This window comes from Hymenobacter sp. BRD67 (assembly GCF_013256425.1).
GTDB lineage: Bacteria > Bacteroidota > Bacteroidia > Cytophagales > Hymenobacteraceae > Hymenobacter.
Genome location: NZ_CP053904.1, coordinates 3,328,632 through 3,341,601, shown reverse-complemented (window position 1 = coordinate 3,341,601; position 12,970 = coordinate 3,328,632). Strand labels below are relative to the sequence as shown.

The window sequence follows — 12,970 nt, the reverse complement described above, 5'->3', positions numbered from 1 at the left end:
AAATAACATATGTTTAAAGCCCCGCCAGCAGCTGCTGGCGGGGCTTTCTTGTAAGTTGTGCGGAAGGATACTGCGGGAAAATAGCCAAAACCCTAATCGAGAAACTTTGTGCCGGTGAGCTGCTCAGTCAGCTCCCAGAGACGCCGGTTGTTTTCGGGGTATTAAAGCTGCTTTTTACCGGCTCGGGCTTTTTCTTATTATAGAAGCCTCCGCTAACGGTGCCGGCCTGGGCATCGGTAGCCAGAAAAATGCTGGTTTCGGCTCCTTTCTCGGGCGATAGCATAAAGGGCCGGCCCAGGGTAAGTACAGCAGTCAGCCAGCCGCCCGACTGCTGCCCGTAGCCGGTGGCCACCGCGCCGGGGTGCAGCGAGTTGGTGGTGACGTTGGTGATGCCGTGCTCGCGCAGGCGCCGCGCCAGCTCCTGGGTAAACATGATGTTCCAGAGCTTGGTGTTGCCATATTCCCACACGGGGCTGTATGAGCGCTCCGATTGCAGGTCGTCGAGCGTGGGCTTGGAAAAGCGGTAGGCCATCGAGGCCACGTTTACGATGCGGGCCGCCGGGCTTTTTTGCAGTAAGTCGAAGAGCAGGCTGGTAAGCAGAAACGGCCCGAGGTGATTGGTAGCCAGTGTCAGCTCATTGCCATCGGCCGATACCTGGCGCTCGGCCCCAAACATGAGGCCCGCATTGTTTATCAGCACATCGAGGCGCGGGTATTTGTCATGAATTTGCGCGGCTACGTCGCGCACCTGCTGAAGCACCGAAAGGTCGGCCAGCACGATGTCAACGTGCTTGTTGCCAGTAGTATCGATAATGTCGCGCTGCGTGCGCTCGGCCTTGGCCCGGTTGCGGGCCAGGATAACGACGTGCGCGCCCTGGCGGGCGAGCTCACGGGCCGTTACTTCGCCAATGCCGGAAGTAGCGCCGGTGACAAGAATGAGTTTATTCTGTACGTCAGCCATAGAGTTTTAGCGTAATAGACTGCCCTATACGCAACGGCCGCCATAAAGGTGGCGCCCCGGCTATCGGCGTGGTGCTGGCTTTGGCTTTGGCAGCGCCGCCAGGTAAGGTTTGACGTAGCGATTACCGGGAAAAAACTTCAGCGTTCGCTGCCCAAAATAACGGCACAGCTCAAGCTGATGCAGGTTAGCAAAACATTCCGTTTGATACTGCAAAATTTGCTCACGCAAGGAGGAATTCTCAGCGGCAGCATCAGGCATACTTCGTAAAGCCGCTGCCGCGCGTGAGAGGTTGTACGAGGCCGCTGCCCACTGCTGGTCGTCGAGCTGCAAAGTAGCCAGCTTGAAATAAGCCTCCACGAAAGGCATGTAGACCGTAACGGCCTGTGGGCTTTCGCGGCCGTATATATCCAGCAACGCAATCAAACGCTGGTAAACCGGATAGCTCAACTCACGAGTATTGGCGCCTCGGTACAGGGCCCTGGCATAGCAGTTCAGCACCGATGGGTCGGCCGGGGTAAGGTTGGCTGCGTCTGCCACGAGGGCCGCTGCCTCATCATACCTGCCATCGGTATAAGCACGGTCCGACTCCGCTACTTCGATGGGGTGAGGCGTGGCTGGTACTATGGGCGCTTGCTTGGGAAGCAAGGCAGGTACGCCCTCAAAGTCTTCGTCGCGTAGCGGCTGGTCGTCGCCCACATAATGAAAGTTGTGCTTGGTTTTGATGAAGGCGCAATCGTCTGTAGTCTGATATGTTTGGGCCCGGCCAATACCCGGAAGCAGCACCAAAGCCAGCACGAGCCCCGTGAGTAGCGTTGTTTTCATTTCCAAAGCTATCAACAGCAGCGGTTCTACCCGCAGCCGGGCTGCTAGCTTTGCAGTGCCCATGCCAGTCTCGCTCTCTGTCGTCGTTATTACCTTCAATGAGGAAGCCAACATTGCCCGCTGCCTGCAGGCGCTGGGCACGGTAGCCGACGAAGTACTGGTAGTCGATTCGTTCTCCTCCGACGGCACGGTGGAAATCTGCCGCCAGCACGGCGCCCGCGTTATTCAAAATGCCTTCGCCGGCTACGTCGAGCAAAAAAACTTCGCTACCGACCAGGCTAAGTCCGACTACATTTTGCAGCTCGATGCCGACGAAGTGCTCACCGATGAGCTGCGCCAGAGCATTCAGGCTGTAAAAAATAACTGGCAGCATGCGGCTTACTCGCTGGCGCGCCTCACCAACTACTGCGGCACCTGGGTGCGCCACGGCGGCTGGTACCCCGACCGCAAGCTGCGCCTCTACGACCGCCGCCTGGGCCGCTGGCAGGGCCTGCTACTGCACGAGCACTACGAAGTGAACGCTGGGCAGTCTACCGGCCAGCTTATGGGTGATATATTACATTTTTCATATATTTCAATTGCGCAGCACGTCAGCCAGCTGAATAAATTCACGAGTATCACGGCGCAGGAGCGGGCGCTGAAGGGCCAGACCCGCGTAACGTTCTTTCATCTCTTACTGAAGCCGCTCTGGAAATTTGTGCATGGCTATGTGTTCCAGCTGGGCTTTCTGGATGGCTTCGCAGGCCTAAGTATCGCGGTCATTTCGGCCTGGGGGTATTTCTGAAGTTCGCGAAGCTGAAAACCGGCACCCAAAACGCGCCCACGTCATGAGTCCGACTTTCCTCATTTCACGTACCGATGCCATCGGCGATGTGGTTTTGACGCTGCCCGTAGCTGGCTGGCTCAAGCAGCAGTATCCCGGCTGCCGGGTGGTGCTTATTGGGCGTAGCTACACCGCTGCCGTAGCTTCCGCTTGCCCCCAGCTAGATGATTTTTTGGCTATCGATACCTTACAAAAGCTGCCTGCGGCCGAGCAGCTGGCGCAGCTACGCAGCTACGGGGCGGCGGCTATTATCCACGTTTTTCCGAATAAATTTCTCGCGAAGCTGGCTCAGCAAGCTAATATTCCGGTACGTATCGGCACGCGCAACCGCTTGTTTCACTGGCTCACCTGCAACCGGCTGGTAGCGCTCAGCCGCCGCCACTCGCCGCTGCACGAGGCCCAGTTGAACCTGCAGCTTTTGCAGCCGCTTGGTTATAGCCAGGTGCTCAGCCTGGCTGCCATCACCGCATTGACGGGCCTGCGGGCAGCTACGCCGCTGCCTACTGAGTATCAGCAGTTGCTGGCTGCCCGGCAGCCGGGCCAGCTCCAAATTATTCTGCACCCGCGCAGCCGGGGCAGCGCCCGTGAGTGGGGTTTGCCGCATTTTGGCGAGCTAGCCCGGCTGCTACACGAGGCCGGGCACCGCGTTTTCGTTAGTGGCACGGCGGCCGAAGGCGAGGAGCTGGCCGGCTGGCTGCGCGAAAACGCCCGTTTCATCACCGCCGACCTCACCGGCCAGCTGGCACTACCCGAGTTCATCGCCTTTATTGCTGCCGCTGATGGGCTGGTAGCGGGCAGTACCGGGCCTTTGCACCTGGCTGCCGCGCTTGGTCGCCAGGCACTGGGGTTGTACCCGCCCATTCGGCCCATGCACCCCGGCCGCTGGGCGCCGCTTGGGCCGCATGCCGAATACCTGGTAGTTGACCGGCCCAACTGCCAGGATTGTGAGGCACAGCCAACCGAATGTACCTGCATCAAGGCAATTGCGGCAGCTACTGTAGCAGCCCAAATTGCTCGCTGGCAGCCTTTGCAGGCAACCTAGCAGCCACTTCCTACCGTACGTAGCATTTACTGTCGGCGCATCAGGCTCTATATTGTTGCCGCTAGCAAGGCCATGCGGCTCACGCACTAGTCAAATCGATGCTGTCTGGTCTTACTTTTGCCCAGTTCCTGGTTTTATTACCTGCCCTATCTACCCATTATGAGTGACTCTCCCGAACGGGTGAAGCTGAGCAAAGAGGAAAAAGACCGGCGCTTTCAGGCCGAGCTGATGCCGGTGCTCGACCCGCTCTACAACTTCGCCTATCGCCTCACGCTCGACGAAGACGATGCCAACGACCTGGTGCAGGAAACCTACCTCAAGGCGTACCGCTTTTTCGAGTACTTCGAGCCCGGCACCAATGCTAAGGCCTGGCTTTTTCGCATCCTGAAAAACTCGTTTATCAACGATTTTCGGAAGAAAAGCAAGCAGCCGGCGAAAGTCGATTACAGCGAAGTTGAAGGATATTATAATCCGGATGAAGTAGAGGGCGATGCCGATACCGGGGCTTCGTCGTCTGACCTGCGGCAGCAGTCCTCGCGCGACCTTATCGGCGACGAAGTAGCTAGCGCCTTAAACTCGCTACCAGTTGATTTTCGGACGGTTATCATCCTGTGCGACCTTGAGGGCTTTACCTACGAGGAAATGGCCAAGGTGCTCGATATTCCGATTGGTACGGTACGCTCACGCCTGCACCGGGCTCGTAATTTCCTCAAGGACAAGCTTGAAAAATATGCCTCATCCATGGGCTATGGGAACGATGCCTCTGATGATGCCGTTAATGCCGCCGAACCCGACGACGAAAACAGTTAATTTTTTCTTCACCATTTAACCCCAGGCTAAGACCCTGTTCCCGATTCGCTCATGGAAGCTACTGCTACTACAACCAATCTGTCGGCCCCCTTGCCTCGCCCTTGGCTAGTGCCCCGACTGCGACCGCGTGAACATTGTACTTGACCAACTTCTCGAAGGCCGGAGCCTGACCGAAGAAGATGAGGATTACCTCATCCACCACGGCGACGATTGCTCGCCCTGCTTCGATGATATTAAGAAGCAACAAGTGTTTATCGGCTTTCTGAATCAGAAAGTTGGCCGCCGGCCGGCCCCTTCGGCACTGCCACACGCTATCATGGCGCGTTTGCACGCCGAAATAGCCTAGCTTTGTAGCCCTATGCAGGGCAAAATCATTGTATTCTCGGCTCCGTCAGGGGCGGGCAAGACGACTATCGTACATCGGCTCATGGAGTTAATCCCGGAGTTGAACTTCTCCATCTCGGCCTGTACCCGCGACCGCCGCGGCCGCGCCGAGGTCAACGGCAAAGACTATCACTTCATTACGGTAGCCGATTTTCAGGATAAGATTCGTCACAACGAATTTGTGGAGTGGGAAGAGGTATACGAAGGGGCCTTTTATGGCACCCTCAAATCGGAGATTGAGCGTATCTGGGCCACTGGGAAGCACGCTATTCTCGATGTAGATGTGAAGGGCGGCCTTAGCATCAAAGCGTTTTATAAAGAGCGGGCGCTCGCCGTTTTTGTACGGCCTCCTTCCATCGAAGCGCTGGCTGAGCGGCTCACGGCGCGGGCCACCGACTCTACTTCCAGTATCTCTTCGCGGGTATATAAAGCCACTTTCGAGCTGGCCTTTGAGGACAAGTTTGACGTCACGGTTGTGAACGATAAGCTGGAGGAGGCAGTCGCCCACGCCGAAAAGCTGGTGCGCGACTTCATTCAATCCGATACGCTCACTGAGGTGGTATGATGCCGAGTGTTTCCGGCCCCACGCGCCGCATCGGCTTGCTATTCGGCTCGTTTAACCCCGTGCATACCGGCCACCTTATTCTGGCCGAGCACTTTGCCACCCGCACCGACTTGGCGGAAGTATGGCTGGTCGTATCGCCCCAAAACCCGTTTAAAGCGGGAGCCGAGCTGCTGCCCGAAGCCCAGCGCCTGGGCCTGGTAGAGCTGGCCATTGCCGGCAATCTGCGCCTGCGCGCCGAAGCTATAGAGTTTGGTCTGCCGCGGCCCAGCTATACCATCGCTACCCTCGACGCGTTACGTAAGCGTCATCCCGACACGGAGTTTGTTTTGCTAATGGGCGCCGATAACCTGCCCGGCCTGCCGCGCTGGCAGCAAGCAGCTCGCCTGCTGGCTGAGGTCGATATATACGTCTACCCGCGCCCCGGCACCGTCTTGCCCGAGCTGGCACTTTTTCCGCGCGTACGGGTAATGCAGGCGCCCTTACTCGATATTTCGGCTACCTATATTCGCGAAAGCCTGCGCCTCGGCCGCTCTATCCGCTATCTGGTACCTGCTTCCGTAGAAGCCGAGCTAGTAACGCAAGGTGGCTGAATAGAGGATTTATACTATATAAGGTCTTGTGGATATAGAAAAAAGTCCGGCGATAGCTCGCCGGGCTTTTTTGTTGTGAAAAGACCTCAGATGGTCATAATCTCCGACTCTTTTTTGGAGAAGAGCTTATCTACTTCATTGATGTGAGAGTCGGTATATTTCTGCACCTTCGCTTCAGCGTCCTTGATGGCGTCTTCCGGCGCACCATCTTTCTGGAGCTTGCGCAAAGCCTCGTTTACATCCTTGCGGATGCCGCGTACCCGTACTTTACCGGCTTCCGCTTCGTTTTTGGCCTGCTTTACCAGGTCGCGGCGGCGCTCTTCGGTCATAGGTGGGATGTTGAGGCGCACGCCATCGGCATCAGCAACGGGATTTAAGCCCAGGTCGCTGTTCTTGATGGCTTTGGATACCTCATTTACCATGTTTTTCTCCCAGGGCTTAATTAGCAGCGAACGAGGGTCGGGAGCTGAGATATTCGCAATTTGCGCTACCGGGGTGGGCGTACCGTAATAATCTACGCGCAGGCCATCGAGCATCGCCGGCGAGGCCTTGCCGGCCCGGATACGACCCATTTCTACGCCCACGTGGGCAATGGCCTTGCCCATCGACTCCTCAGCATCGCTAAGGTAAAATTGAATTTCCTCGTCCATGTTAAAAATTAGCGTTTTTTGTTGGCAGCTGCCGGTTCTTGTTAGCAAAGTTTATAAAGGCGCCGGACAACTACTAAAATCAGGCTTGTTCGGGCAGGTTGCCTACCTGCGGCGGCAGGCCGCTTAGCTCGGGCAGCGCATTGGCAGCGCGCGCAAGGCCACCAGCCATTGTTACCAGCGTACCAAGGTCTTCGCCAGCGAGAAGGCGCTCCAGATTGCCCGCCGTATTCATATCGAATACGATGATAGGCAGGTTGTTCTCTTTGCAAAGCGTGAAGGCCGTCATATCCATCACGCTCAGGTTTTTCTCCATTACCTCATCAAACGAAATGCGTGAGTAGCGCACGGCATTGGGATTCTTCTCGGGGTCAGCTGAATAAATGCCATCTACCCGGGTGCCCTTCAGCACCACGTCGGCTTCAATCTCGATAGCGCGCAGCGAGGCGGCCGAGTCGGTAGTAAAGTAAGGCGAGCCAATGCCCGCGCCAAAAATTACCACGCGCCCTTTCTCCAGATGGCGCATGGCCCGGCGTCGGATGTAGGGCTCGCACACCCGCTGAATAGTAAGGCCCGAAAGCAGGCGGGTGGGCACGTCCATTTTTTCCAGGGCGCTTTGCAGGGCCATCGAGTTGATAACCGTAGCCAGCATGCCCATATAGTCGCCCTGCACACGGTCGAGGCCAAAGTGCTCGGCCTGCACACCCCGGAAAATATTGCCGCCGCCAATTACCACGGCTACCTGCACACCCTGCGCTGCTACCGTCTTTATTTCGGTAGCGTACTGCATTAGCCGGTCAGCATCAATGCCGTATTGCTGCTGGCCCATAAGCGCTTCGCCGCTGAGCTTAAGAAGAATTCGGTGATAAGTCAAAATAGTGGGTGAGTAAGGGTGAGCAGGGGAGAGGGGTAGAATCAGGCAAACTGTACCAGTACCTGGCCTTTGGTAACATTGGCCCGCAGGTCTACTTTGATGCTGCCGATAGTCCCGTCAGCCGGTGCTTTTAAAATATTTTCCATCTTCATAGCTTCCAGTACCAGCAGCGGGTCGCCCTTCAGCACGGCCTGGCCGGGCTGCACCCGAATGTCAATAATGAGACCCGGCATGGGGCCTTCAGCTCGTTTATCCGGGCAACATTGGCATCGCTCAGGCCCAGCCGGTCGAGGAGTAAGTCAAACCGGTCTTTGGCGTGCAAGTCTACCCGCTGGCCATTGATTTTCAGCGTGAAGGTTTTGGCCGCATAATCGGCCTCTACCAGCTCGGCAGTATATGACTGCCCCTTGTAAAGCACGTGATATCGCCCGTTTCCGAGCGGGGCCACATCCCAGGCAAAGGGCTGGCCATTGAGGGTAAGGGAGTCGGTGGCCTGAAAATCCACCTCCCAGCTATGCGCTGAGCCAGTGCTGATACTGAGCATAGAGAAGTCGGCCCTGCTGGCCGAAACTGGGTTAAAGGTACGGTGAATCTTAATTTCGTCGGAACTTGCCAGCCTTTTCCAGGGTCCGATAGTAATATGCGATTTATAATTCCCGCTAGTTTTATTGTTTGTGTAGCGATTGCCCTGCCTTCCCGGGGCCAGTCGACCGGTGGCTCAAGCAAGGATAATCATAAGAAAGCGGTTGAGGCTCCCGTCGCGCCTGCTTCGGCTAGTATCACCGTGCCGTCGTGGCTGCCGCCCACTGCACCCCTGCAGCCGGCCGCTACCCAAATCACGGATGTACTGGATACCAAGCTCGACGTGCGTTTTGATTATGCGCACCAGTATCTGCTTGGTACGGCGGTGCTTACGCTACGCCCGCATTTCTATGCCCAAAGTGATTTGAAGCTTGATGCCAAAGGCTTTGATATAAAAAGCGTGCAGCTGCTGAGTGGTAAGGGACCTAAGGTCTTGACCTATAAATATGATGGACGCCAGCTTACCATTGCCCTCGACCACGCCTACTCACGGGAGCAGCCCTATCAGGTACGCATTGCCTACGTAGCCAAGCCCAATGAGCTGCCGGCCGGTGGCAGCGAAGCTATTACGGCGGCCAAGGGCCTGTATTTTATTAATCCATTGGGCAAGGAGGCCAACAAGCCCCGGCAAATCTGGACGCAGGGCGAGACGCAAAGCAGCTCCTGCTGGTTTCCGACCATCGACCAGCCCAACCAGCGCATGACCCAGGAGATTGCGATGACGGTCGAGGACCAGTTCAAAACGCTTTCCAATGGGCTGCTGATAGCCTCCAAAAAGAATGCCGACGGCTCGCGCACCGATACCTGGCGCCAAACCCTGCCCGCCGCCCCTTATCTCACCATGATGGCCGTTGGCGACTTTGCCGTGGTATCCGATACCTGGCACGGCAAAGCTGTCGACTACTATGTCGAGCCCAAGTACAAGAGCACAGCCAAAGCCGTTTTTGGGCGCACACCCGAAATGATGGACTTCTTTTCCAAAAAGCTCGGTATTGACTATCCGTGGGAGAAATATTCGCAGATATCTGTGCGCGACTATGTGAGTGGCGCTATGGAAAATGCTACGGCCACGGTACACGGTGCGGCCATCCAGGCTACTCGCCGCGAGCTGCTCGATGCCACCTACGAAACCTCTGAGTCCATTATTGCGCACGAACTGTTTCACCACTGGTTTGGCGATTACGTCACCTGCGAGTCGTGGAGCAACCTGCCGCTCAATGAGAGCTTTGCCAACTACTCGCAGTATCTCTGGGCCGAGTACAAATACGGAGCCGATGCCGCTGCACTGGTGCAGCAGCAGGACCTGACCCATTACCTCGAAGAAGCCGAGTCGAAGCGCGAGCCGCTTATCCGCTACCACTATGCCAACCGGGAGGATATGTTCGACCGCCATTCCTACGAGAAGGGCGGCCGGGTACTGCATATGCTACGCAAGTATATAGGGGATGATGCATTTTTTGCCGGTCTCAATCATTACCTCACCAAAAACAAGCTAACTGCTGTTGAAATCAGCAAGCTGCGCACGGCTTTCGAAGAAACGACGGGGAAGACTTACACTGGTTCTTCGACCAGTGGTTTATGCAGCGCGGCCACCCCGAGCTGAAGATTACGCACTCCTACAGCAACGGCCAGGTGCTGCTGCACGTGCAGCAAACGCAGGATACCCTCTTTCAGCCGGTGTTTCGCCTGCCGGTAGCTGTCACGGTGTGGCAAAAGGAAAAGCCTACCGAGCACCACATCACTATCACGAAAGCCGACCAGACCTTCTCTTTCCTTGCGGCCGATAAGCCGACAATGGTAAAATTCGATAGCGAAGGCCAACTGCTGGCTCAAATCGACGAAGAGCGCAGTATGGAGGAGCTGGTATTTCAGTTTTACCACGCCCGCAACTACTTGCAGAAATATGAGGCAATGGACCTGCTGCAAAACAAGACCACCGACTTTGGCGTCAGCGGCTTGTTTCGCAATGCCCTGACCGATAACTTCTTCGCCGTGCGCCGTACGGCGCTCGACCACCTGCGCGGCTACCGCGGGCCTTCGGCCAACGCCGTGCGGGCCGAAATTCAGCATCTGGCTACCACCGACCCGAACAGCGCCGTGCGGGCGCAGGCGCTTATCACGCTGGCTTCCTTCCCCAGCGAAAACTATGCCTCCACTTACCTCACGGCGCTGCGCGACAGCTCTTACCTGGTGGAGGCCGGTGCTATCGATGCCCTGGCCAAGCTGCCTACTTCACCTGCCCGCACCCAGCTGGCAGCCCTCGACAATACCCCCAACTCTACCCTGCTCGTGTCGCTGGCCGGTTATTATGCCCAGCGCGGCAGCATCGACCAGTACGCTTGGTTTATGCGCCGTCTGCCCGACCTCACCGACACCGACCTCTATACCTACCTGCAGGCATTTGGCGCCTTCATGGTGCAGATGCCCGTCATTGAGCGCGATAAAGGCGTACAAACCCTGGAGACTATTGCCCGCACCCATCCCCAATACTTCGTGCGGCTGGGGGCATACAAAGGCCTCATGGCGCTCACACCCAGCCAGCCCGACCTTAAAGCAGTACTACTTGACATAAAAAGTAAAGAAACTGATGAGCGGCTCAAAGCATTTTATAACTTAATGTGAACCAACCCAAAGGCTGGCCTGAGTGCTGCTTGAGAAGCCGTATAAAGCGTGTAGTTACCGGAAATGAGCATCCCGGCACACAACTTTTTCTTGAGCAGCACTTGCATCTTCCCGAAAAACCTGTACTTTTGCGTCTCAATTCCAGCAAGCGGCCGGATTTGTAAACAAATGGGGGTATCGCATAGCGGCAATTGCGGGTGACTGTAACTCACCTCCTTCGGGTTCATAGGTTCGAGTCCTGTTACCCCCACTTTAATAAAATGAGTACCATCTGCGGGAGTAGCTCAGTTGGTAGAGCGGCAGCCTTCCAAGCTGCAGGTCGCGGGTTCGAACCTCGTCTCCCGCTCATTTTACCAGTTTATAGAATAAGCCGTTTTAGCTCAGTGGTAGAGCACTTCCTTGGTAAGGAAGAGGTCATGGGTTCAAATCCCATAAATGGCTCAGCAGTTACGGAACTACCCACCCTTTAGGCGGGTTAGGGCCGGGTCAGCAAGAGAAGCGATGCGCAGCACCTAAGCCTGAATTGGCCCAAGCTGGGTTTCGCTTTCTTGCCATATAGACTACTTGCTTTTACTTTAATTCCCCTCTTTTTTCTCAACTCTTTACAATGGCTAAAGAAAATTTCGACCGGTCGAAGCCGCACGTAAACATCGGCACCATCGGTCACGTTGACCACGGCAAGACGACCCTGACCGCAGCTATCACCACGGTGCTGGCTAACCAGGGTCTGGCTGAAAAGCGCGACTTCTCCTCGATTGACAACGCCCCCGAGGAAAAAGAGCGTGGTATCACCATCAACACGGCACACGTAGAGTACTCTACCGCCAACCGTCACTATGCGCACGTTGACTGCCCCGGTCACGCCGACTATGTGAAGAACATGGTAACGGGTGCTGCCCAGATGGACGGTGCTATCCTCGTGGTAGCTGCTACCGACGGCCCGATGCCCCAGACCCGTGAGCACATCCTGCTCGCCCGTCAGGTAGGTGTTCCTCAGCTGGTAGTGTTCATGAACAAAGTTGACATGGTGGATGACCCCGAGCTGCTTGAGCTCGTGGAAATGGAAATCCGCGAACTCCTCTCGTTCTACAACTTCGACGGCGACAACATTCCGGTTATCCAGGGCTCGGCCCTGGGCGGCCTGAACGGCGATGCCAACTGGGTTCCCAAAATCAACGAGCTGATGGCTGCAGTGGATTCGTTTATTCCGATTCCTGCCCGTCTGACCGACCTGCCTTTCCTGATGCCAGTAGAGGACGTGTTCTCGATTACGGGTCGTGGCACGGTTGCTACCGGTCGTATCGAGCGCGGTATCATCAACTCGGGCGAGCAGGTTGACATCCTGGGTATGGGTGCTGCTGAAGGCCTGAAGTCGACGGTTACGGGTGTGGAAATGTTCCGCAAAATCCTGGACCGTGGCGAAGCTGGTGACAACGTAGGTCTGCTGCTCCGTGGCATTGAGAAAGAAGCCATCCGTCGCGGCATGGTTATCTGCAAGCCCGGCTCGGTTAAGCCCCACCAGAAGTTTAAGGCTGAGGTGTACGTGCTCTCGAAAGAGGAAGGCGGCCGCCACACCCCGTTCTTCAACAACTACCGTCCGCAGTTCTACCTGCGTACCACCGACGTTACCGGCATCATCACCCTCCCCGAGGGCGTTGAAATGGTAATGCCCGGCGATAACATCACCATCACGGTGGAGCTTATCAGCAAAGTGGCTATGGAGAAAGGCCTCCGCTTCGCTATCCGTGAGGGTGGCCGTACGGTAGGCGCTGGTCAGGTGACCGAAATCCTCGACTAGTTTTAGCTTTCTAGCTAAAAATTAAGACAATCCGCCTCGATTTTTCGGGGGCGGATTTGTTTTGTATAAAATGCTTTGTACCTTTGCACTCCCATAAGCAAATAGCGCTTACGGGGCTGTTACCTACGAGTGTAGTTCAAGGGTAGAATAGAGGTCTCCAAAACCTTTGATGGGAGTTCGAATCTCTCCACTCGTGCCACTTTTAGCCGCTGTTGCGGCTGTTTTATCTGCCCTCACCGGCTTTTTGCAACCATGGCTAAGCTGAACAACTACTTCCGCGACACCATCGAGGAGATGCGTTACAACGTAACGTGGCCCTCGACTACCGAACTGCAAAAGAGCGCGGGTCTGGTGTTGATTGGCTCCCTGGTATTTGCCGCCGTGGTAGGCCTGATGGATGTGAGCTTCAACACGGCGCTCACCGCATTTTATCAAACTTTCGCCCGCTAG

Annotated in this window: 16 protein-coding genes and 4 tRNA genes; 14 read left to right on the top strand and 6 right to left on the bottom strand. The window is 56.1% G+C overall.

Features of this window, described 5'->3' with window-relative positions; genetic code table 11:
- Positions 1 to 127: 127 nt before the first annotated feature.
- Both GKZ67_RS15615 and GKZ67_RS15610 read right to left on the bottom strand, forming a co-directional pair.
- A complete protein-coding gene (locus tag GKZ67_RS15615; protein WP_173244048.1) occupies positions 128 to 961 on the bottom strand; it encodes an SDR family NAD(P)-dependent oxidoreductase in 834 nt (277 codons plus the stop codon).
- A gap of 60 nt (positions 962 to 1,021) precedes the next feature.
- Positions 1,022 to 1,783, bottom strand: coding sequence for a hypothetical protein (locus GKZ67_RS15610; RefSeq protein WP_173244045.1), 762 nt, complete (start codon positions 1,781 to 1,783; stop codon positions 1,022 to 1,024).
- Positions 1,784 to 1,844: 61 nt separating this feature from the next.
- Between GKZ67_RS15610 and GKZ67_RS15605 the strand changes: the two genes are divergently transcribed.
- The 6 genes from GKZ67_RS15605 to nadD all read left to right on the top strand — a co-directional run bounded on the left by GKZ67_RS15605 (position 1,845) and on the right by nadD (position 5,997).
- Positions 1,845 to 2,567, top strand: coding sequence for a glycosyltransferase family 2 protein (locus GKZ67_RS15605; RefSeq protein WP_173244042.1), 723 nt, complete (start codon positions 1,845 to 1,847; stop codon positions 2,565 to 2,567).
- A gap of 43 nt (positions 2,568 to 2,610) precedes the next feature.
- Positions 2,611 to 3,648: a glycosyltransferase family 9 protein gene (locus tag GKZ67_RS15600; RefSeq protein WP_173244039.1), complete on the top strand. Its 1,038-nt coding sequence runs from the start codon at positions 2,611 to 2,613 to the stop codon at positions 3,646 to 3,648.
- A 159-nt stretch (positions 3,649 to 3,807) separates the two neighbouring features.
- Positions 3,808 to 4,458, top strand: coding sequence for a sigma-70 family RNA polymerase sigma factor (locus GKZ67_RS15595; RefSeq protein WP_151086083.1), 651 nt, complete (start codon positions 3,808 to 3,810; stop codon positions 4,456 to 4,458).
- Between the two features lie 127 nt (positions 4,459 to 4,585).
- Entirely contained in the window at positions 4,586 to 4,804 is a 219-nt protein-coding gene (locus GKZ67_RS15590) for a hypothetical protein (protein ID WP_173244037.1), read from the top strand.
- A gap of 12 nt (positions 4,805 to 4,816) precedes the next feature.
- On the top strand, positions 4,817 to 5,407 hold the full coding sequence (gene gmk, locus GKZ67_RS15585; protein WP_173244034.1) for a guanylate kinase: 591 nt from the start codon (positions 4,817 to 4,819) through the stop codon (positions 5,405 to 5,407).
- A complete protein-coding gene (gene nadD / locus GKZ67_RS15580) occupies positions 5,404 to 5,997 on the top strand; it encodes a nicotinate (nicotinamide) nucleotide adenylyltransferase (protein WP_254244867.1) in 594 nt (197 codons plus the stop codon). Before gmk ends, nadD begins: the two co-directional genes overlap by 4 nt.
- An 86-nt stretch (positions 5,998 to 6,083) precedes the next feature.
- On the opposite strand, the gene frr is transcribed toward nadD, so the two are convergent.
- From frr to GKZ67_RS15565, 4 genes are all read right to left on the bottom strand, one after another.
- Positions 6,084 to 6,647, bottom strand: a complete 564-nt coding sequence (frr, locus tag GKZ67_RS15575) for a ribosome recycling factor (RefSeq protein ID WP_173244016.1) — start codon at positions 6,645 to 6,647, stop codon at positions 6,084 to 6,086.
- A gap of 79 nt (positions 6,648 to 6,726) precedes the next feature.
- On the bottom strand, positions 6,727 to 7,518 hold the full coding sequence (pyrH, locus tag GKZ67_RS15570; protein ID WP_173244013.1) for a UMP kinase: 792 nt from the start codon (positions 7,516 to 7,518) through the stop codon (positions 6,727 to 6,729).
- Positions 7,519 to 7,559: 41 nt separating this feature from the next.
- The gene (locus tag GKZ67_RS24705; RefSeq protein ID WP_317172157.1) at positions 7,560 to 7,751 is read right to left on the bottom strand and encodes an acetyl-CoA carboxylase biotin carboxyl carrier protein subunit; all 192 of its coding nucleotides are present in this window, start codon (positions 7,749 to 7,751) and stop codon (positions 7,560 to 7,562) included.
- Complete coding sequence (locus tag GKZ67_RS15565) at positions 7,700 to 8,062, bottom strand: acetyl-CoA carboxylase biotin carboxyl carrier protein subunit (RefSeq protein WP_317172156.1); 363 nt, start codon at positions 8,060 to 8,062, stop codon at positions 7,700 to 7,702. Before GKZ67_RS15565 ends, GKZ67_RS24705 begins: the two co-directional genes overlap by 52 nt.
- Before the next feature lie 240 nt (positions 8,063 to 8,302).
- Here GKZ67_RS15565 and GKZ67_RS15560 point away from each other — a divergent pair, with 240 nt between their 5' ends.
- From GKZ67_RS15560 to secE, 8 genes are all read left to right on the top strand, one after another.
- Entirely contained in the window at positions 8,303 to 9,703 is a 1,401-nt protein-coding gene (locus GKZ67_RS15560; protein ID WP_173244010.1) for a M1 family metallopeptidase, read from the top strand.
- Positions 9,679 to 10,722, top strand: a complete 1,044-nt coding sequence (locus GKZ67_RS15555) for a HEAT repeat domain-containing protein (protein WP_173244007.1) — start codon at positions 9,679 to 9,681, stop codon at positions 10,720 to 10,722. Before GKZ67_RS15560 ends, GKZ67_RS15555 begins: the two co-directional genes overlap by 25 nt.
- Before the next feature lie 170 nt (positions 10,723 to 10,892).
- A tRNA-Tyr gene (locus tag GKZ67_RS15550) sits at positions 10,893 to 10,972 on the top strand.
- Positions 10,973 to 10,995: 23 nt separating this feature from the next.
- Positions 10,996 to 11,068 (top strand) — tRNA-Gly (locus GKZ67_RS15545).
- A gap of 23 nt (positions 11,069 to 11,091) precedes the next feature.
- Positions 11,092 to 11,163 (top strand) — tRNA-Thr (locus tag GKZ67_RS15540).
- A 166-nt stretch (positions 11,164 to 11,329) separates the two neighbouring features.
- Positions 11,330 to 12,520 (top strand): elongation factor Tu, encoded by a 1,191-nt coding sequence (tuf, locus tag GKZ67_RS15535; RefSeq protein ID WP_151086072.1) that lies wholly within the window; start codon positions 11,330 to 11,332, stop codon positions 12,518 to 12,520.
- A gap of 125 nt (positions 12,521 to 12,645) precedes the next feature.
- A tRNA-Trp gene (locus GKZ67_RS15530) sits at positions 12,646 to 12,719 on the top strand.
- A gap of 53 nt (positions 12,720 to 12,772) precedes the next feature.
- Positions 12,773 to 12,970, top strand: a complete 198-nt coding sequence (gene secE / locus GKZ67_RS15525) for a preprotein translocase subunit SecE (protein WP_173244004.1) — start codon at positions 12,773 to 12,775, stop codon at positions 12,968 to 12,970.

What these genes read in the sequence shown, in the direction of transcription:
- GKZ67_RS15615 (WP_173244048.1), bottom strand. Translation starts at nt 961, where the DNA reads ATGGCTGACGTACAGAATAAACTCATTCTTGTCACCGGCGCTACTTCC.
- GKZ67_RS15610 (WP_173244045.1), bottom strand. Translation starts at nt 1,783, where the DNA reads ATGAAAACAACGCTACTCACGGGGCTCGTGCTGGCTTTGGTGCTGCTT.
- GKZ67_RS15605 (WP_173244042.1), top strand. Translation starts at nt 1,845, where the DNA reads ATGCCAGTCTCGCTCTCTGTCGTCGTTATTACCTTCAATGAGGAAGCC.
- GKZ67_RS15600 (WP_173244039.1), top strand. Translation starts at nt 2,611, where the DNA reads ATGAGTCCGACTTTCCTCATTTCACGTACCGATGCCATCGGCGATGTG.
- GKZ67_RS15595 (WP_151086083.1), top strand. Translation starts at nt 3,808, where the DNA reads ATGAGTGACTCTCCCGAACGGGTGAAGCTGAGCAAAGAGGAAAAAGAC.
- gmk (WP_173244034.1), top strand. Translation starts at nt 4,817, where the DNA reads ATGCAGGGCAAAATCATTGTATTCTCGGCTCCGTCAGGGGCGGGCAAG.
- nadD (WP_254244867.1), top strand. Translation starts at nt 5,404, where the DNA reads ATGATGCCGAGTGTTTCCGGCCCCACGCGCCGCATCGGCTTGCTATTC.
- frr (WP_173244016.1), bottom strand. Translation starts at nt 6,647, where the DNA reads ATGGACGAGGAAATTCAATTTTACCTTAGCGATGCTGAGGAGTCGATG.
- GKZ67_RS24705 (WP_317172157.1), bottom strand. Translation starts at nt 7,751, where the DNA reads ATGCCGGGTCTCATTATTGACATTCGGGTGCAGCCCGGCCAGGCCGTG.
- GKZ67_RS15565 (WP_317172156.1), bottom strand. Translation starts at nt 8,062, where the DNA reads ATGCTCAGTATCAGCACTGGCTCAGCGCATAGCTGGGAGGTGGATTTT.
- GKZ67_RS15555 (WP_173244007.1), top strand. Translation starts at nt 9,679, where the DNA reads ATGCAGCGCGGCCACCCCGAGCTGAAGATTACGCACTCCTACAGCAAC.
- tuf (WP_151086072.1), top strand. Translation starts at nt 11,330, where the DNA reads ATGGCTAAAGAAAATTTCGACCGGTCGAAGCCGCACGTAAACATCGGC.
- secE (WP_173244004.1), top strand. Translation starts at nt 12,773, where the DNA reads ATGGCTAAGCTGAACAACTACTTCCGCGACACCATCGAGGAGATGCGT.